This is a genomic window from Variovorax sp. Varisp53, from assembly GCF_059491555.1.
In genome coordinates this window covers 3,976,245-3,993,711 of record NZ_CP168512.1, presented here as the reverse complement: position 1 = coordinate 3,993,711, position 17,467 = coordinate 3,976,245, and the positions used below count along the sequence as shown (strand labels likewise).

Annotated in this window: 18 protein-coding genes; 10 read left to right on the top strand and 8 right to left on the bottom strand. The window is 68.0% G+C overall.

Going from position 1 to position 17,467, the window contains the following annotated elements:
* Positions 1–12: 12 nt before the first annotated feature.
* Genes mobB through ACEOAB_RS18665 form a run of 3 tightly spaced genes read left to right on the top strand, consistent with a single transcriptional unit; the run spans position 13 to position 2,094 of the window.
* Positions 13–558 (top strand): molybdopterin-guanine dinucleotide biosynthesis protein B, encoded by a 546-nt coding sequence (gene mobB, locus ACEOAB_RS18675; RefSeq protein ID WP_413748234.1) that lies wholly within the window; start codon positions 13–15, stop codon positions 556–558.
* Complete coding sequence (locus tag ACEOAB_RS18670; protein WP_413748235.1) at positions 551–1,837, top strand: molybdopterin molybdotransferase MoeA; 1,287 nt, start codon at positions 551–553, stop codon at positions 1,835–1,837. Before mobB ends, ACEOAB_RS18670 begins: the two co-directional genes overlap by 8 nt.
* Positions 1,838–1,842: 5 nt before the next feature.
* On the top strand, positions 1,843–2,094 hold the full coding sequence (locus tag ACEOAB_RS18665; RefSeq protein ID WP_056590769.1) for a MoaD/ThiS family protein: 252 nt from the start codon (positions 1,843–1,845) through the stop codon (positions 2,092–2,094).
* Here ACEOAB_RS18665 and dapA read toward each other — a convergent pair.
* Entirely contained in the window at positions 2,081–2,977 is an 897-nt protein-coding gene (gene dapA / locus ACEOAB_RS18660) for a 4-hydroxy-tetrahydrodipicolinate synthase (protein ID WP_413748236.1), read from the bottom strand. The genes ACEOAB_RS18665 and dapA overlap by 14 nt on opposite strands.
* A 255-nt stretch (positions 2,978–3,232) precedes the next feature.
* Here dapA and ACEOAB_RS18655 point away from each other — a divergent pair, with 255 nt between their 5' ends.
* Positions 3,233–3,709 (top strand): molybdenum cofactor biosynthesis protein MoaE, encoded by a 477-nt coding sequence (locus ACEOAB_RS18655; protein WP_056520632.1) that lies wholly within the window; start codon positions 3,233–3,235, stop codon positions 3,707–3,709.
* Between the two features lie 121 nt (positions 3,710–3,830).
* Here the strand turns inward: ACEOAB_RS18655 and ACEOAB_RS18650 are convergent, their stop codons facing one another.
* On the bottom strand, positions 3,831–4,823 hold the full coding sequence (locus ACEOAB_RS18650) for a Bug family tripartite tricarboxylate transporter substrate binding protein (RefSeq protein ID WP_413748237.1): 993 nt from the start codon (positions 4,821–4,823) through the stop codon (positions 3,831–3,833).
* Positions 4,824–4,932: 109 nt separating this feature from the next.
* Here ACEOAB_RS18650 and clpB point away from each other — a divergent pair, with 109 nt between their 5' ends.
* The 5 genes from clpB (at position 4,933) to ACEOAB_RS18625 (ending at position 10,299) form a co-directional block, all read left to right on the top strand.
* Positions 4,933–7,554: an ATP-dependent chaperone ClpB gene (clpB, locus tag ACEOAB_RS18645; protein WP_056590775.1), complete on the top strand. Its 2,622-nt coding sequence runs from the start codon at positions 4,933–4,935 to the stop codon at positions 7,552–7,554.
* 6 nt (positions 7,555–7,560) lie between these two features.
* Positions 7,561–7,905: a hypothetical protein gene (locus ACEOAB_RS18640; RefSeq protein ID WP_495653039.1), complete on the top strand. Its 345-nt coding sequence runs from the start codon at positions 7,561–7,563 to the stop codon at positions 7,903–7,905.
* Between the two features lie 109 nt (positions 7,906–8,014).
* Positions 8,015–9,199: an acetyl-CoA C-acyltransferase family protein gene (locus tag ACEOAB_RS18635; RefSeq protein WP_413748239.1), complete on the top strand. Its 1,185-nt coding sequence runs from the start codon at positions 8,015–8,017 to the stop codon at positions 9,197–9,199.
* Between the two features lie 4 nt (positions 9,200–9,203).
* The gene (gene arfB, locus ACEOAB_RS18630) at positions 9,204–9,611 is read left to right on the top strand and encodes an alternative ribosome rescue aminoacyl-tRNA hydrolase ArfB (RefSeq protein WP_413748240.1); all 408 of its coding nucleotides are present in this window, start codon (positions 9,204–9,206) and stop codon (positions 9,609–9,611) included.
* A 106-nt stretch (positions 9,612–9,717) separates the two neighbouring features.
* Positions 9,718–10,299: a DUF3299 domain-containing protein gene (locus ACEOAB_RS18625; protein WP_056590787.1), complete on the top strand. Its 582-nt coding sequence runs from the start codon at positions 9,718–9,720 to the stop codon at positions 10,297–10,299.
* Positions 10,300–10,320: 21 nt separating this feature from the next.
* Here ACEOAB_RS18625 and ACEOAB_RS18620 read toward each other — a convergent pair whose 3' ends face one another.
* The 4 genes from ACEOAB_RS18620 to ACEOAB_RS18605 all read right to left on the bottom strand — a co-directional run bounded on the left by ACEOAB_RS18620 (position 10,321) and on the right by ACEOAB_RS18605 (position 14,988).
* Positions 10,321–11,205, bottom strand: a complete 885-nt coding sequence (locus ACEOAB_RS18620) for a LysR substrate-binding domain-containing protein (RefSeq protein ID WP_056590791.1) — start codon at positions 11,203–11,205, stop codon at positions 10,321–10,323.
* A 13-nt stretch (positions 11,206–11,218) separates the two neighbouring features.
* Positions 11,219–12,937, bottom strand: a complete 1,719-nt coding sequence (locus ACEOAB_RS18615; protein ID WP_495653038.1) for a SulP family inorganic anion transporter — start codon at positions 12,935–12,937, stop codon at positions 11,219–11,221.
* 166 nt (positions 12,938–13,103) lie between these two features.
* Positions 13,104–13,547 carry a DUF2501 domain-containing protein gene (locus tag ACEOAB_RS18610; protein WP_413748242.1) on the bottom strand — a complete coding sequence of 148 codons (444 nt, stop codon included), beginning with the start codon at positions 13,545–13,547 and terminating at the stop codon, positions 13,104–13,106.
* A gap of 85 nt (positions 13,548–13,632) precedes the next feature.
* Positions 13,633–14,988, bottom strand: coding sequence for a M20/M25/M40 family metallo-hydrolase (locus ACEOAB_RS18605; RefSeq protein WP_495653037.1), 1,356 nt, complete (start codon positions 14,986–14,988; stop codon positions 13,633–13,635).
* A 134-nt stretch (positions 14,989–15,122) separates the two neighbouring features.
* Here ACEOAB_RS18605 and ACEOAB_RS18600 point away from each other — a divergent pair, with 134 nt between their 5' ends.
* Positions 15,123–16,010: a LysR substrate-binding domain-containing protein gene (locus ACEOAB_RS18600; RefSeq protein WP_056590803.1), complete on the top strand. Its 888-nt coding sequence runs from the start codon at positions 15,123–15,125 to the stop codon at positions 16,008–16,010.
* Here ACEOAB_RS18600 and ACEOAB_RS18595 read toward each other — a convergent pair.
* Both ACEOAB_RS18595 and ACEOAB_RS18590 read right to left on the bottom strand, forming a co-directional pair.
* Entirely contained in the window at positions 16,007–17,215 is a 1,209-nt protein-coding gene (locus tag ACEOAB_RS18595; protein WP_495653036.1) for a beta-ketoacyl-[acyl-carrier-protein] synthase family protein, read from the bottom strand. The genes ACEOAB_RS18600 and ACEOAB_RS18595 overlap by 4 nt on opposite strands.
* Positions 17,212–17,463 carry an acyl carrier protein gene (locus ACEOAB_RS18590; RefSeq protein ID WP_056520612.1) on the bottom strand — a complete coding sequence of 84 codons (252 nt, stop codon included), beginning with the start codon at positions 17,461–17,463 and terminating at the stop codon, positions 17,212–17,214. Before ACEOAB_RS18590 ends, ACEOAB_RS18595 begins: the two co-directional genes overlap by 4 nt.
* Between the last annotated feature and the right edge of the window lie 4 nt (positions 17,464–17,467).

Below are 17,467 nucleotides of genomic sequence, written 5' to 3'. Positions count from 1 at the left end.
TCGCGCCGGGACATGAAAGTCGTCGGTTTCGCCGGCTATTCGGGCGCGGGCAAGACCACGCTGCTTGAGCGCCTGATCCCGGCGCTCAAGCAGCTCGGCCAGCGCGTGTCGGTGGTCAAGCATGCGCACCACAAGTTCGACATCGACCATCCAGGCAAGGACACCTACCGCCACCGCGAGGCGGGTGCCTTCGAGGTGGTCGTCGCCTCCGACAAGCGGCTGGCCGTGATGCGCGAGTTCGAGGCTCCCGTCGAACTCAGCGTGCACCAACTGCTGGCCGAGGTGCACCCGGCTGCCGACTGGGTGCTGGTCGAGGGCTTCCGCCACAGCGACGTGCTCAAGATCGAGGTCTGGCGGCTGCCGGAAGCGGGCGAGCCGTCGCGGCCTGTGCTGTACGCGGACGATCCTTTCGTCATCGCTGTGGCCACCGATGCGCCCGCCAGCCTGCCGTCGCCCACCGAGCGGCCGTTGTTCGACCTCAACGACGCCGAGGCCATTGCGAGGTGGTTGATCGACAGCGGCGACCGCTTCGAATACAACCCCGATCACCATGGCTGATTCACCCGTTCCTTTCGCCGCTTCTTCCTCGCGCCCGCCGCTGATGCCGCTCGATGAGGCGATCGCGGTCCTGCTCGCGAAGGCATTGCCGAAGCTGCCCGCCGAGAGCGTCGGTACCTTCGACGCCGACGGCCGTGTGCTTGCGCAGGACCTCGTCTCCGGCCTCACCGTGCCGCCGCGCGATAACAGCGCGATGGACGGCTACGCCGTACGCGCGGCCGACTGTGCCGCATCGGGCGCCGAACTGAAGGTGACGCAGCGCATCCCCGCAGGTACCGTCGGCACGCCGCTCGAGGCCGGCACCGCGGCGCGCATCTTCACGGGCGCGCAGATCCCCGAAGGCGCCGATGCCGTCGTGATGCAGGAAGACACCACGGCCACGCCGCAGGAAGGCAGCCTGGGCTCGGTGCGCATCGCCATCGTTCCCGCTGCCGGCCAATGGGTCCGCCGCGCGGGCGAAGACGTGGCCTCGGGCGACGTCGTGCTGAAGAAGGGCGAGCGCCTCACGCCCGCCGCCCTCGGCCTCGCGGCCAGCGTGGGCTTCGACCGCCTGCAGGTGGCCCGCAAGCCGCGCGTGGCCATGCTCTCCACTGGCGACGAATTGGTGATGCCCGGCGAGGTCGCGCCCGACGCGATGAAGCCCGGCGCCATCTACAACTCCAACCGCTTCTTCATGCGGGCCCTGCTGCGCCGCCTGGGCTGCGAAGTGAACGACCTGGGCATCGTGCCCGACGACCGCGAAGCCACCATCGCCGCGTTGCGCGATGCGGCGGAGACGAGCGACTTGATCATCACCACCGGCGGCGTCTCCGTCGGCGAGGAAGACCACATCTGCGCGGCACTGCAATCGCTGGGCGAGTTGCAGCTCTGGTCGCTGTCGATGAAGCCCGGCAAGCCTTTCGCCTACGGCTCCATCGCGCGCCGCAACGGGCAGGGCGCCTGCCATGTGACGGGGCTGCCCGGCAATCCGGTGTCGAGCTTCCTGACCTTCCTGATGCTCGTGCGGCCCTTCCTGTTGGCGCTGCAGGGCGCCACGCGCGTCGCGCCGGAAGCGGTGAAGATGCGCGCCGATTTCGACTGGTTGCGCGCCGACAAGCGCCGCGAGTTCCTGCGCACGCGGCGCAACGCGGACGGTGGCCTCGACCTGTTCGGCAACCAGAGTTCGGGCGTGCTGACCTCGATGGTCTGGGGCGATGGCTTGATCGATAACCCGGCCGGCCGGACGATCAAGGCGGGCGACACCGTCGACTTCATTCCGTTCGCGTCGTTGCTGGGTTGAGTCACATGAAGATCCAGATCCGTTACTTCGCCTCGGTGCGCGAAGCCCTTTCCAGCAGCGGCGAAACCGTCGACACGAAGGCCGGGACGCTTTCGGCCCTGCGCGACGAACTCATCGCCCGGGGCGGCGCCTACGCCACCGCGCTTGCACGCGGCAAGGCGGTGCGCATGGCGCTCGATCAGGCGATGAGCGACGAAGCCGCCGCCTTGGGCGAAGGCTGCGAAGTCGCTTTCTTTCCACCCGTCACGGGCGGTTGAGCGAGGCGTCGAGCGTCACCAGGCGCTCGCGCAGGCCGTCGGATGCGCGGGTCATCGGCGAGCGCAACTCGTCCTGCATTTCGCCCGCATGCGCCAGCAGCGCCTTCAGCGGGCCGGGATTCGGTTCGGCAAAGAGCATCTCCACCAGCGGTTGCAGCGCCTGCCATTCGGCGCGCGCCTCGGCCAGGCGGTTGTCCGCCAGCAAACGCACCAGCCGCACGAAGCGGCGCGTCTGCACATTGCCGCTGGCCGCGATGGCGCCCGCGCCGCCTTCGGCCATGGTGCCGAAGATCTGGTGGTCCTCGCCCGTCAGAACCTGCAGCCGGCCGTCGGCGATCACGGCGCGCGTCTTGGCCATGTCGCCGCCGCAGTCCTTGATGCCGCGGATGCGCGGATGTTCGGCCAGCGCCAGCAGCGTGTCGCGAGCGATGGTGACGCCGGTGCGATAGGGAATGTCATAGACCAGCACCGGCACCGTGCTGGCATCGGCGATGGCGCGGAACCATTCGAGCAGGCCGGCCTGCGACGGCCGTACGTAGTGCGGCGCGGCCACCAGCAGGCCCGCCAGCGGGCGTTCCGAGAGCTTGCGAGCCCAGGCCGTGGCCCTGCCCAGGTGGTAGCCGGAAATGCCCATGATCACCGGCAGTTCGCCGGCCGCGGCCAGCACGGTATCGAGCACGGCCAGTTGCTCGGCTTCATCGAGCGCGGCGGCCTCGCCGGTCGAGCCGCAGGGCACGAAGCCCGTCACGCCATCGTCGGCGAGCCGCCGCGTCAGCGCGGCGAGGGCGGCATGGTCTACCGCGCCATCGCGGAACGGGGTAACGAGGGCCACCCAGAAGCCGGAGTAATCAGGGGTGGTGGAGCTTGGTTGTTGTTGAGGCACGCGGGCTTCCTTTCAGGAATCGACCGATGGAATGAACCATCGCCCGATGCGCGCACAACCCGAAAGGGGCCAAAGCCTTTTGCAGGTTCCGTCGCTCATCCGACGACGGAACCTCGGCTCCGGTCAGACGAGCTTTGGTTTTTTGGCTTTGTTGCTGCCCTGGCGCGCGCAACGGCTCTCGGGGTGCGAAAGCACTGAGGAGAGCGTGGCGAGGCAAGGCATTGCCGCAGTCTATCGCGATGCCACAATCCGGAGATGAGCGTTGCGCGTGTTTCGATCCAGACAGCCGATTTCGACCTGGGCCAGGAGGTCGCCGCGTTGCGTGCCGGCGACAAGCGCGTGGGTGCTGTCTGCAGTTTCGTGGGAACCGTGCGAGATCGAAACGACGGCAGCAGCGTGGCTTCGATGGAGCTGGAGCACTACCCCGGCATGACCGAGAAGGCCATCGAGGCCATGATCGACGAGGCGCACAAGCGCTTCGATATCCTGGGCGCGCGCGTGATCCACCGCGTGGGCCTGTTGCAGCCGCTGGACCAGATCATGATGGTGGCGGTGGTGTCGGCGCACCGCGGCCAGAGCTTCGAGGCCTGCGAATTCTTGATGGACTATCTCAAGACCCAGGCGCCGTTCTGGAAGAAAGAGCAGACGCCCGAAGGCGCCCGCTGGGTCGATGCGCGCGTGGCCGACGACGCGGCGCTGGCGCGCTGGGGCATCAGCGCTCCGAACGCCTGACTTGTCTTGTTCCCTCTCCCCTTGGGGAGAGGGTTAGGGTGAGGGGGCCGCAGCGCTCATTCGACAACTCGCTCTTGCGAAGGCCGCTGGCCCTCACCCCGAGGGGAGAGGGAGCAAGATGTCAGAGGGGTTTGAATCCGCTGGACTGAATGATCCGTTCCCAGGTCTGCGTGTACGTGCGCACGCGGCCCGCGAACTGGCCCTGCGGCTCGTAGCCGACCGTCAGCCCCATCGTCGTCAGCTTCTGCTTCACGTCGGGCATCGCCAGCACCTTCTGCAGCGCATCGCCGTACTTGTCGATGATCGGCTGCGGCGTGCCCACCGGCGCGAAGATGCCGTAGTAGGGCAGGTCTTCCAGGTTCGCAAAGCCCAGTTCGGTGAAGGTCGGCACGTTCGGAATCACCGCCTGGCGCTTGGCGCCGATGGAGGCCACGATGCGCACCTTGCCCGCCTTGTGGTTCTCGATGAAGTCCGGCACCGAGGCGATGCCCGCGGTGATCTGGTTGCCCAGCATGTCGGCCGTCATGGGCGCGCTGCCGCGGTAGGGCGCGGGCTGCACGTCGATCTTGTACTTGTCCGAGATCATCTTCACCAGGAACTCGGGGATCGAGGCCGGCGCCGGGATGCCGATGGTTTCCTTGCCGCCCTTCTGCGTGCGGACCCATTTCACGTACTCGTCGATGCTCTTGGCCGGCGTGCCGCCCGACACCGCCAGCACGTTGGCGAAGGTGGCGAAGCCAGCCACGGGCACGAAGTCGGTGGCGGGGTTGAAGCCCGGGTTCTTCACCACCTGCGGCAGTATCGATATGGTGTGGTCGTGCGACAGGAACAGGGTGTGGCCGTCGGCCGGCGAAGACTTCAGCACCGTCGCCGCGATCTGCCCGCCCGCGCCGGCGCGGTTCTCGACCACCACCGGCACGCCCAGCACGTCCTTGAGTTTTTCGCCCAGCGTGCGTGCAATGGCGTCGCTGCCGGCACCGGCGGGGAAGCCCACCAGCAGGCGGATCGGCGTGCCGCTCTGGGCCTGCGCGGGAGCCAGCAAGGCACCCGACAAACCCAGTGCCAGCAGCAGCTGCACCCCGCGCGACACGACATTGCGCCTTGAAAAGAACATGATGGACTCCAAAAACAGCCGAAGGGAAAAGAACCTGAAAAAGCCCCGCAAGCGGATTTGCACTTGAAGGGACTGCGAACGGCCCTATTTTGAATGCAGGAATCAAGCCATGCGACAAGACAAACTCACCACCAAATTTCAGGAAGCACTGGGCGACGCACAGTCGCTCGCGCTGGGCAACGACAACGCCTACATCGAGCCGGCCCACCTGCTGCTCGCGATGCTGCGCCAGGACGACGGCCCGCGCGCCCTGCTGGAGCGTGCCGGCGTCAACGTACCGGGCCTGACGCAGGCGGCCGAAGCCGCCATCAAGAAGCTGCCGCAGGTGCAGGGCCACGACATCGTGCAGGTCGGCCCCGAGCTCGGCAAGCTGCTGCAGGCCACCGAGAAGGAAGCCATCAAGCGCAACGACCAGTTCATCGCCGGTGAACTCTTCCTGCTGGCGCTGGCCGACAGCAAGGCCGACATCGGCAAGATCGCCAAGGAAAACGGCCTGAGCCGCAAGTCGCTCGAGTCCGCCATCGACGCCGTGCGCGGCGGGCAGGGCGTGAACAGCGCCGATGCCGAAGGCCAGCGCGAAGCCCTCAAGAAATACTGCCTCGACCTCACCGAGCGCGCCCGGCTGGGCAAGCTCGACCCGGTCATCGGACGCGACGAGGAAATCCGCCGCGCCATCCAGGTGCTGCAGCGCCGCACCAAGAACAACCCCGTGCTCATCGGCGAACCCGGCGTGGGCAAGACCGCCATCGTCGAAGGCCTGGCCCAGCGCATCGTCGCGGGCGAGGTGCCCGAGTCGCTCAAGGGCAAAAGGGTGTTGTCGCTCGACATGGCCGCGTTGCTGGCTGGTGCCAAATTTCGCGGTGAGTTCGAGGAGCGGCTGAAGACTGTTCTGAATGAACTCGCGAAGGACGAAGGCCAGACCATCGTCTTCATCGACGAGCTGCACACCATGGTCGGTGCCGGCAAGGCCGAAGGCGCCATGGACGCGGGCAACATGCTCAAGCCCGCGCTCGCGCGCGGCGAGCTGCACTGCGTGGGTGCCACCACGCTCGACGAATACCGCAAGTACATCGAGAAAGATGCCGCCCTGGAGCGCCGCTTCCAGAAGATCATCGTGGGCGAGCCCAGCGTCGAAGCCACCATCGCCATCCTGCGCGGCCTGCAGGAGAAGTACGAAGTGCACCATGGCGTGCAGATCACCGACCCGGCCATCGTGGCCGCGGCCGAGCTGTCCGACCGCTACATCACCGACCGCTTCCTGCCCGACAAGGCCATCGACCTGATCGACGAGGCTGCGGCCAAGATCAAGATCGAGATGGACTCCAAGCCCGAGGTCATGGACCGGCTCGACCGCCGGCTGATCCAGTTGCAGATCGAGCGCGAAGCCGTGCGCCGCGAGAAGGACGAGGCCTCGCAGAAGCGCCTGGGCTTGATCGAGGGCGAGATCGAGAAGCTGCAGAAGGAAATCGCCGACTACGACGAGATCTGGCAGGCCGAGAAGGCGCAGGCCCAGGGCAGCGCGCAAGTGCGCGAAGACGTCGACAAGATCAAGTTCCAGATCGAGGAATGGAAGCGCAAGGGCGACTTCAACAAGGTTGCCGAACTCCAGTACGGCCAGCTGCCCGCGCTCGAGAAGCGCCTGAAAGAGGCCGAGGCCAGCGAGGCGAGCAAGGGCAAGTCCAGTGCGCCCACGCTGCTGCGTACCCAGGTCGGCTCGGAAGAAATCGCCGAGGTCGTGGCGCGCGCCACCGGCATCCCGGTCGCCAAGCTGATGCAGGGCGAGCGCGACAAGCTGCTCGTGATGGAAGACAAGCTGCATGAGCGCGTCGTCGGCCAGGACGAGGCCATCGGTGCGGTTGCCAACGCGATCCGCCGCTCGCGCTCGGGCCTGTCCGACCCGAACCGCCCCACGGGCTCGTTCCTGTTCCTCGGCCCCACGGGCGTGGGCAAGACCGAGCTGTGCAAGGCGCTCGCGGGCTTCCTGTTCGACAGCGAAGACCACCTGATCCGCATCGACATGAGCGAGTTCATGGAGAAGCACTCGGTCGCCCGCCTGATCGGCGCGCCACCGGGCTACGTGGGCTACGAGGAGGGCGGCTATCTCACCGAAGCCGTGCGCCGCAAGCCCTACAGCGTGGTGCTGCTCGACGAGGTCGAGAAGGCCCACCCTGACGTGTTCAACGTGCTGCTGCAGGTGCTCGACGATGGCCGCCTGACCGACGGCCAGGGCCGCACCGTGGACTTCAAGAACACCGTGATCGTGATGACGAGCAACATCGGCTCGCCCATCATCCAGGCCATGGTGGGCAAGCCCTCGGAAGAGATCAAGGAAGCGGTGTGGGACGAGCTGAAGAACTACTTCCGCCCCGAGTTCCTGAACCGCATCGACGAGACGGTCGTGTTCCATGCGCTGGACGCGAAGAACATCGAATCGATCGCCGCGATCCAGCTCAAGGTGCTGCAGGCGCGGCTCGCGAAGATGGACCTGGGGCTGGAGGTTTCGCCGGCGGCGCTGGCGGAGATCGCCAAGGTCGGCTTCGACCCGGTGTTCGGCGCGCGGCCCTTGAAGCGCGCCATTCAGCAGCGCATCGAGAACCCGCTGTCGAAGCTGCTGCTGGACGGCAGCTTCGGGCCGAAGGACACGATCGAGGTCACGACCGACCCGATCCGGTCGCCCGGACAGTTTTCCTTCGGCAAGGCGGGGGAACCAACGGCGGCTGCTTCGGCCTAAAGTCGGATGATGAACTTCATTTTTCGCGTCATTCTTCTGCTCCTGGGGCTGGTCTTCGCGGCCAGCCTGGCCGTGGCGGTCATGCTGCTGGCGGCCGTGTGGGGTGTGCGTTACGCCTGGGGGCGTCTCACGGGCAAGCCCGTGACGCCCTGGATGTCTTCGATGGGCGGGCGCTTCAGGCCGCGCTCGGGCTTCGATAAATTTCGCCATGCGGCACAGCCGGCCGAACCGACAGCCGCGGACGTGGCCAATGCGCGGGCGCGCGGCGAGTCGGTGGAGCGCCCGGTGCGCATCCGCGGCAGCGCCGGCGACGTGACCGACGTGGCGCCGAAGCCGGTTTCGCGCGGCTGAGGCCCCGGTATTCCGGGCGCGACAACCCGTTGCGCCGTTCGCCGTCAGAATCGTCTTCCTGCAGCCGCCGCCGAGCGCGGCTTTCGCTTTCATCCAGGAGAGACATTCCATGACCTCGCGCGACATCTTCGTGGTCGGCACTGCCCGCACCGCCATCGGCACCTTCGGCGGCGCGCTGAAGGACGTGCCCAATACCCAGCTGGCCACCACCGCCGTCAAGGCCGCCATCGAGCGCAGCGGCGTGGCCGCCGATGCCATCGGCCATGTGGTGATGGGCAACGTGATCCCCACCGACGTGAAGGATGCGTACCTGAGCCGCGTGGCCGCTATCGACGCGGGCTGCCCGATCGAGACGCCGGCCTTCAACGTCAACCGCCTCTGCGGCTCGGGCCTGCAGGCCATCGTGTCGGCCGCGCAGGCCATTGCGCTGGGCGACTGCGACATCGCCATCGGCGGCGGCTCGGAATCGATGAGCCGCGGCCCGTACTTCGACACCTCGGCGCGCTACGGCGCGCGCATGGGCGATGCGGTGCTGGTCGACTACATGCTGGGCATCCTGCACGACCCGTGGGAGAAGATCCACATGGGCATCACGGCCGAGAACGTGGCCGCGCGCTACGGCATCACACGCGAGCAGATGGATGAGTTGGCCGTCACCAGCCAGCAGCGCGCGGCGGCGGCCATCGCGGCGGGCCGCTTCAAGGAGCAGATCGTTCCGGTCGAGGTGAAGACGCGCAAGGGCGTCGTGCTGTTCGACACCGACGAGCACGTGCGTGCCGACACCACGGTCGAGACGCTGTCGAAGATGAAGCCTGCGTTCAAGAAGGACGGCCTCGTGACCGCCGGCAATGCCTCGGGCATCAACGACGGCGCCGCAGCCGTGGTGCTGGCCGAAGGCGGCCGCGTGAAGGCGCTGGGGCTCAAGCCGCTGGCGCGCCTCGTCGGCTACGCGCATGCGGGTGTCGAGCCTGCATACATGGGCATCGGCCCGGTGCCCGCCACGCGCAAGGTGCTGGAGCGCACTGGCCTGAAGGTCAGCGACTTCGACGTGATCGAGTCGAACGAAGCCTTCGCGGCGCAGGCCTGCGCGGTCATCAAGGAGCTGGGGTTCGATCCGGCCAAGGTGAACCCGAACGGATCGGGCATTTCGCTGGGTCACCCGGTGGGCGCGACCGGCGCGATCATCACGACGAAGGCGATCGCCGAGCTGCAGCGCGTGCAGGGGCGCTATGCGCTGGTCACGATGTGCATCGGCGGCGGGCAGGGCATTGCCGCCATCTTCGAACGGGTCTGAGCGCATGCTTCGTCCGGCCGTCCTGATCGACCCCGACGAGGTCGACTTCAGCGCCATCCGGGCGCAGGGCGCGGGCGGGCAGAACGTCAACAAGGTGTCGAGCGCGGTGCACCTGCGCTACGACATCCACGCCAGCTCGCTGCCGGCCGACGTGAAAGAGAGGCTGCTCGCGCTGCGCGACAGCCGCATCACGCAGGAGGGCGTGTTCGTGCTCAAGGCGCAGCAGCACCGCACGCAGGAGATGAACCGCGCCGACGCGCTCGCGCGGCTGCAGACTGTGGTCGACAGCGTGGCCACCGCGCCGCGCGTGCGGCGCGCGACCAAGCCGACCTATGGCTCCAAGCAGCGCCGGCTCGAAGGCAAGAGCCAGCGTTCGCAGATCAAGAGCCTGCGCGGGCCGGTACGCGACTGAGCGCGCATTCGGCTTCGTTGCGCTGAATTCCTCTGATCTGGGACGAATTGAGTGCAAAAGGCCCTGCTTTACGGGTCTGAAACATCTCCCAAGCAGAATCGTGATCATGAGAAGGCTCTTTTCGCGCGCCGTGTTGGCTGTGCTTCTGCTTGCGTCGGCCGCGGCGCTCCTGACCGGCTGCGGTCCAGGGACAGCGGCGGTGCAGGGCACGAGCACGGCCGCGGCCCCTGAACTCAAGTGGGAAGCGCTGATTCCCAAGAGCTGGGACCCCACCAAACGCTACCGCAACATCAGCCTCGAAGCGCTGCGCGACAACGATCCGCGCGCGATCCAGATGCTCGACGAGATGCGTGCCGTCTGGGACAACGCCCCGGTCAACGTGGCGCTCGACGGCAAGGCGGCCAAGCTCGCGGGCTTCGTCGTGCCGCTCGACGCTGCGCAGGACGGCATTCGCGAATTCCTGCTGGTGCCGTATTTCGGCGCCTGCATCCACACGCCGCCGCCGCCCGCCAACCAGATCGTGCACGTGATCGCGCCTGCCGCCGTGAAGGGCCTGCACGCGATGGACACGGTGTACGTCAGCGGCACGCTGAAGGCGGCGCGCTACTCGTCGGCGGACATGGGCGTGAGCGGCTACGAGATCAAGTCGGCGTCCGTGGAACGCTTCGTCGCGAAGCAGGCGCAGTAAGCAGCGCCGCCGCCCGCGCACTCAGGCCATGCGCTGCGACAGGAAATCCAGAAACGACGTGATGCGCGCCGACAGCTGCGTGTTGCGGTAGTACACCGCGTTGACCGGCTGGCGCACGTCCGCCGAGTCCTTTGCCAGCACCTGCACCAGCGCGCCGCTGGCGCGGTCGGCACCCGTCATGAAGTCCGACAGGCAGACGACGCCCACACCGGCCAGCGCCAGCTGGCGCAGCGTTTCGCCGCTCGATGCCATCAGTGTGGGCGCGATGTTCCATTCGTCGCCATGCACGCCACGCAGGGGCCAGCGGTTCAGCGACTCGGGTTGGGTGAAGCCCAGCAGCACATGTTCGGCGAGGTCGCTCACCTTGCGCGGCTTGCCGTGTGCCTCGAGGTACGCAGGGCTCGCGAGCACGCGCAGGCGGTGCGTGCCGAGCGGGCGCGCATGCAGCGTGGAGTCGCGCAGCGGGCCGATACGGATCGCGATGTCGGTGCGGCGCTCCAGCAGGTCGATGGGCAGGTCGTCGGTGTCGAGTTCGAGGCTGATCTGCGGATAGAGCTTTCGGAACTCCGGCACCAGCGGCACGATGGCGTGCAGCATGAAGGGCGAGGCGGCGTTCACGCGCAGCCGCCCGGCCGGTTGCTGGCGGCGCGCGGCCATCTGCTCCTCGGCATCGTCGATGGCATCGAGGATGGCGCGCGTGCGCTGCAGGAAGGCCGCGCCTTCCTCCGTGAGTTCGAGCCGTCGCGTGGTGCGGCGCAGCAGCGTGGTGTCGAGCTTCTGTTCGAGCCGGCTCAACGCGCGGCTGATGCCCGAGACCGTTTGCGCCAACTGCTCGGACGCAGCCGTGATCGAGCCCGTGTCCACCACCGTGCGGAACGCGACCAGTTCTTCGATGGTGGACTTCATGGGCGCTGGCAGGTCAGGCGGCGGCTTCCTGTTCCTCGGACTCGTCGATACGCGGCATCAGCGCCGCGAGCGCTTCGCCATCGGTGCGATAGCTGAACAGCATCGGTCCCGGCGCCAGCAGGCCGGCGCGCTCCAGCACCTGCATCGCGGGCAGCTTGAGGCCGCTCAGGTGCAGGCGGATGCCCTTGGATTCCATCATCCGGCGGATCGAGCCGAACACTTCGGCGCCGGTGATGTCGATGCGATTGATGGGCTGCGCGAACAGGCACACGTCGGTGAGGTCGGGCCGCTCGGCCAGCGCCACCGTGAGCGGGCGTTCGAGCGTGGAGGCCGAGGCGAAGTCGAGCTCGGCGTCCATGCGCAGCGCATAGAGCTGCGGCGCCAGCGGCGGCAGCTTCCAGAGGTTGCGGTCGCGCAGGCTGCCGTCGGGGTGCAGGCCCACCTCGATGATGCGCGGATGCAGGTGGCGGTACATGTAGTGCGCCATGCTCGCCAGCAGCCCGCCGAGCACGCCCCAGTAGATGCTGGGGGCGGTCGCGATGGTCAGCACGAAGGTGCCGAAGGCAATGCCGGCCTCGATGCGCGAGATGCGCCACAGCGCCGTGAAGCTCGCGGGCTTCACCAGCCCGAGGATGGCCGTGACCACCACCGCCGCCAGCACCGCCTGCGGCACGTGGTACAGCAGCGGCATCAGCCACAGCAGCGCACCGGCCACCACCGCCACGCTGAACAGCGTGGCCCAGCCGGTCTGCGCGCCTGCATAGAGCGTGATGGCCGAGCGCGAGAACGACGAGCTGGTGGGAAACGCGCCCGTGAAGCCCGAGGCCAGCTTGGCGAGGCCCTGGCCGATCAGATCCTGGTTTTCGTTCCACAGCGTGCCGGCGCGCGCGTTGTCGACCTTGGCGCTCGACGCGGTTTCGAGGAAACTCACAAGCGTGATCATCAACGCCGGCAGCACCAGCGCGCTGAAGGTGCTCATGGGCAGCAGGCCCGGCCAGTAGAGCGAGGGCAGGCCCGAAGGCAGGCTGCCCACCACCGCACCGCCGCGCAGCGCGTAGTCGACGAGCCAGCTGATGGCGGCCGCGCCGGCCACCAGCGCCATCGTGGTCGGAAAGCGCGGCAGCAGGCGCTTGCCCAGCCACAGCACCGCGATGCTGCCGAGCCCGAAGGCAATGGCCACGAGGTCGGGTAGCGGGCCGCCGCGCAGCACCTGCGCAATGGTCCGCCCCGTGAAGCCCAGCAGCGCGGGCAGCTGCGAGATGGCGATCAGCACCGCCGCGCCTTGAGTGAAGCCGATAAGCACCGGCGAATTGACCAGCCGCAGCAGCCAGCCGAAGCGCCCCGCGCCCAGCACGATCTGGATGGCGCCCGACATCAGCGTGAGCCACACCGCCATCGCCACCCATTCGGCGCTGCCTGCAACCGCCAGGGGCGCGAGCGAGGCGCCGACCAGCAGGCTGGTGAGCGCGGTGGGCCCGACCGACAGCCGCTGCGACGAACTGAACATCACCGCGATCAGCGCGGGGAACAGCGCCGCGTACACCCCCGTCACCAGCGGCATGCCCGCCAGCGCCGCATACGCCACGCCTTGCGGGATCACCATCAGCGCCACGGTGATGCCGGCCATCGCCTCGCTGCGCAGCAATGCGGCGGAAGGGCGGGGCCAGGCCAGGCACGGGACCCAGCGGGAGAGGCGCTGGCGCAGGGAAGGAGAAGTTGTAGCCGGATTCATGAATAACGGATGGCACGCGCAATGGCGCTGGAATGCTGCGCGGGCACAGGGAGCTTACGCGGCCAGTCGGGGAATGCCGCGGAGCCGGCTTTGCCGGGCCGCTGGCATTGCCCCCGGCGAGGGGGTGTGCGAAGCGACACGCAGTGCGCGAAGCATGGGGGTGTGTCTAGATGAGCGAGGTGGCGTTCTTGAGAACGTAGTCGCAGGCCTTGGTCTTGACCTTCGACGACAGGAGCTTGAAGTTCAGCGACTTGCCGTCTCCACCTTTCAGCAGGCCCTTGGCGCCGCTGGCAAAGCCGGTTTCCTGCTGCTTCTGACCGGTGATCTTGGCGAGCAGCTTGTCTTTCACCGAGGCCGCGTCGCCGCCCAGGTAGTTGTTCTTGACGCAGTACTGCAGCACGCCGGCCGCGTTGCCGACGGTGCTGGAGCCGATGGCGGGCATCTTGAAGCCGAGGTTGCCGAGCGAAGAACTACCGCTGTTGCCGCCTTGTGGATTGGCACTGACGGCCTCGCCAGCCTTTTCCTTCAACTGGTCGAGCAGGTCGTTGGCCTGGGCCGAGGCGCCTGCAGCGAGCAGCGCGAGGGCGATGAGGGTGGAGCGGGCGTGCATGATGTCCTCCTGTCGGTAGCGTGGTGGAAAGCGGCCACCAGCATAACGGAGACGCCGGGGCGAAGCCCCGGCTGCACGCGCGCTCTTACTTCGAGCGCGGCGGGCGCTTTTCGAGCAAGGGAGCGCTCGTGCCCTGCACGCCCACCAGGCCCAGCACGGTCACCAGCGAGTTCTGTGCACCCTTCCAGCCGTCGGTCACGTCGATCCACTCTGACAGCGCGTGGAAGCCGCCGGTCTTGCCGCCGCCGCCGATGATGATGGCCGGGATGCCCAGCGACATCGGCACGTTGGCGTCGGTGCTCGCGCCTGTCAGCAGCGTCTTGTGGCCGAAGGCGGCGTTCGAGCGGGTGGCGGCCTCGACGATCACGGTGTCCGACTGCGTGCGGCCGCCCGGACGGTCGCCGATGAGCTTGGTGCTCACGCTCAGCGTGTTGACGTTCCAGCGCTTGTTTTCCTCGACCACGGCTTCGTCGATGGCGGCGAGGATCTTCTTTTCGGTCTCCAGCAGCGGTGCCATTTCGTCGGAGCGGATGTCCACCGCCATGCGCGCGTCCGGCGCAATGGTGTTGACCGAAGTGCCGCCACCCACGGTGCCGACGGTGAAGGTCGTCTTCGGGAAGCTCGGCGTGCGGATCTCGGCGATCTTCGCGATCGCGCGGCCCATGCCGTGGATGGCGCTGGGCACCTGGCCGAAGGCGCCGTAGCTGTGGCCACCGGGACCCCTGAAAGTCACTTCGTAGCGGTGGCTGCCGGTGCCCAGCATCAGCACCGAGCCATCGGGCGCGGGCTCGAGGCCGACCATGCCGTCGATGTCGAGGTTGTCCCGGAAGATGGCCTTGATGCCGCGCAGGTTGCCGAGCTCTTCCTCGCCCACGTTGCCCACGATGAGCAGGTCGCCCACAGTCTGGATCTTGTTGTCGTTCAGCACCTTGAGCCACGAGAGCAGCACCGACAGGCCCCGCGTGTCGTCGGAGATGCCGGGCGCGTAGAGCTTGCCGTCGCGCTCCTTGACCTTCACGTCGGTGCCGGCGGGGAACACCGTGTCGAGGTGGGCAGAGATCAGCAGCTTCGGCCCGTTGCCCGTGCCCTTGCGCAGGCCGACCACGTTGCCTTCGGCGTCGATCTTCGCGTCCGCCAGGCCGAGGGCCTTCATGCGCGCGAGGAATGCCTCGGCGCGCTTCTGTTCCTTGAACGGCGGCGCCTCGATCTCGGTGAGCATCTTCAGGTCTTCGACCGAGCGCTCGTGGTCGGCCTTGACTGCGTCGAGCAGTTTCTGGATGGCGGGCGATGCCATCAACTGCGTGTAGGCCTTGTCGACTTCGGGCCGCACCTGCGTCGGCGTGGCGGCGACGGCGCCGGTCTGGGCGTGCGCGAGGCCGGCGGCCGCGGAGGCCAGGGCGAGGACGAGCGGGGCGAGGCGAAGTGACATGGGGCGGGGCATGGTCGGGGATGTCCTTGGGGGTGAAGCCGGGTTGGGGACGCGGGCGCGGCGTCGCCGACGATTCTTATGGCTGTGTTAGGCATGCGCTCTGGTTTAATCTTTGGCGTTGTCAGTTTTTCTAACGAGGCCCCGCCATGCGCCGCCACATTCCCAGCACCCGCGCGTTGCTGATCTTCGACGCGGTGGCGCGCCACCATGGCGTGGGCAAGGCTGCGGAGGAGCTGTGTCTCACGCACAGCGCGGTGAGCCAGCAGCTGCGCCTGCTGGAGACACAGATCGGTGTGCGGCTGGTGCAGCGCACGGCGCGCGGCACCGAGCTCACCGAGGCCGGGCGGCGCTATCACGGGCAGGTTTCGGGCGATCTGCTGCGGCTGCAGAACCACACGCTCGAAGCCATGGCGCAACGCACCGACGGCCTGCGCTTGCTGGTAGGCGCGGTGCCGGTGCTGGCCGAGGGCTGGCTGACGCCGCGGCTGCCGGAATTCATCGCCCGGCACCCGGGCTGCAGCCTGCACCTGCAGGTGTTCCCGACGCATCTCTACATGGAGGACATGCCCTTCGACGTGGGCGTGCAGTACGACGACGCGGTGTGGCCTGGCGCGAATGCGTTGCCGTTGATGGGCGAGTCTTGCGTTGCAGTGTGCTCACCCAAAGCGAAGGGGCGCCCGGCGATGGCGCGCGGTGACTTCCGCTCGGTGCCGCTGCTGCAGCTGCGCACGCGCATGGGCGCGTGGGAGGAATGGTTCGGGCAGACGGCGCATGCGCGGCCGCCCGAGAACCTGGTGGCGGGGCATCGCTTCGATCTGTTCTCTTCGCTCGTTGCCGCAGTGCGTGCCGACCTCGGCGTGGGGCTGGTGCCCGAGTATTTCGTCGAGCGTGAATTGCGCTCGGGCGAACTGTTGCTGGCCTGCCCGCACAGGGCGCCGTCGAGCCGGGGCTACAGCGTGTTCGTGGCGCCGAGCCGCACGGACGATCCGCTGGTCGGCGCTTTCGTGGAATGGCTCTGCGCGGCGGCTGCCTAGGCGCGGCGAAAGAGCAGCACGGAGTTCGTGCCGCCGAAGGCGAACGAATTGCTGATGGCGGCCTCGAGCGAGGGTGCCGCTGATTCGTCCTGCATCACGAGGTTCAGGCTGCAGTCCGGATCGATCTCGCGGCAGTTTGCATTGGGCGGCAACTGACGCTGATGCAGCGCCAGCACGGTGACGAGCGCTTCGATAGCGCCCGCCGCGCCGAGCATGTGGCCGTGCAGCGCCTTGGTCGAGCTCACGCGCAGCGTGTCGAGATGGTCGCCCCACACATCGGCCAGCGCATTGCGCTCGACCACGTCGCCGATGCGCGTGGCCGTGCCGTGTGCATTGCAGTAGCCCACGTCGCGCGGCTGCAGGCCGGCCTGGCGCAGGGCGGCGCGCAGTGCGCGGGCCTGGCCCGGGGCGTCGGGCTTGGTGAGATGGGTGGCGTCGCTGCTCAGGCCCCAGCCGGCCAGCGTGGCGTAGCGGCGGGCGCCGCGGGCGCGTGCGCGCTCGGCGGATTCGAGAATCAGGAAGGCCGCGCCCTCGCCGAGCGCAAAGCCGCTGCGGTCGGTGGCGAAGGGCCGCACCGCGCCGGCCGCTTCGCCGGGCTGGAAGGTGGCCAGCGTCTGCATGGCCTGCCAGGCCACGACCACGCCCGGCACGATCAGCGCTTCGCTGCCGCCGGCAATCGCGATGTCGACTTCGCCACGCTGCACGGCCTTGGCCGCTTCGGCGATCGCGGCCGAAGAAGAGGCACAGGCGACGGAGTAGGTGAGCACCGGGCCCTGCACGCCCTGGCGCATTGCCACGTGGGCGGCCGGCGCGTTGGGCATGAAGGCCGGAATGGTCAGGGGCGAGACGCGGCCATTGCCGCGGTAGGCCGCTTCGAGCGCCGCGGCGCCGCCCATGCCGCAGCCGGCAAAGACGCCCATGCGCTCGGGGTCGGTGTCGGCGGTGCCGAGGCCCGCGTCGCGCATCGCTACGTCGGCGGCGGCCACGGCCAGCTGGCTCACGCGGTCGACGCCGGCGAGCTGCAGCTTGGTGAACCAGCGGGTTTCATCGAAGGCGACGGTAGCCGCGGCGGCCGGCTTGGGCAGATCCGCAAAGACGGGCTGGATGGCCGAGCGGCCTTGCAGCAGGGCCTGGAACAGCGCGTCGGGCTCGCCGCCATGCGGCGCCACGACTCCCAGTCCGGTGACGGCGACCTCGTGGCTCACGCGGTGTTGGCGGTTTTGGCGGCCCGGACCTTGTCGACCAGCAGCGCGAGTTCGGCCAGGGTGTCGATGCTCGCGTCCTCGTCGGGCATGGTGATGCCGAAGTGGTCTTCGATGGCGAACAGAAATTCCGCGAGGGCGAGTGAATCGAGTCCGCCGGTTTCCCGCATCGAGGCGTGGGGGTCGAGCTTCGACGGTTCGATGTCGTACTTCTCGTGGATCAGGTCCTGCAATTCCTTCAGCGAACTCATCGTG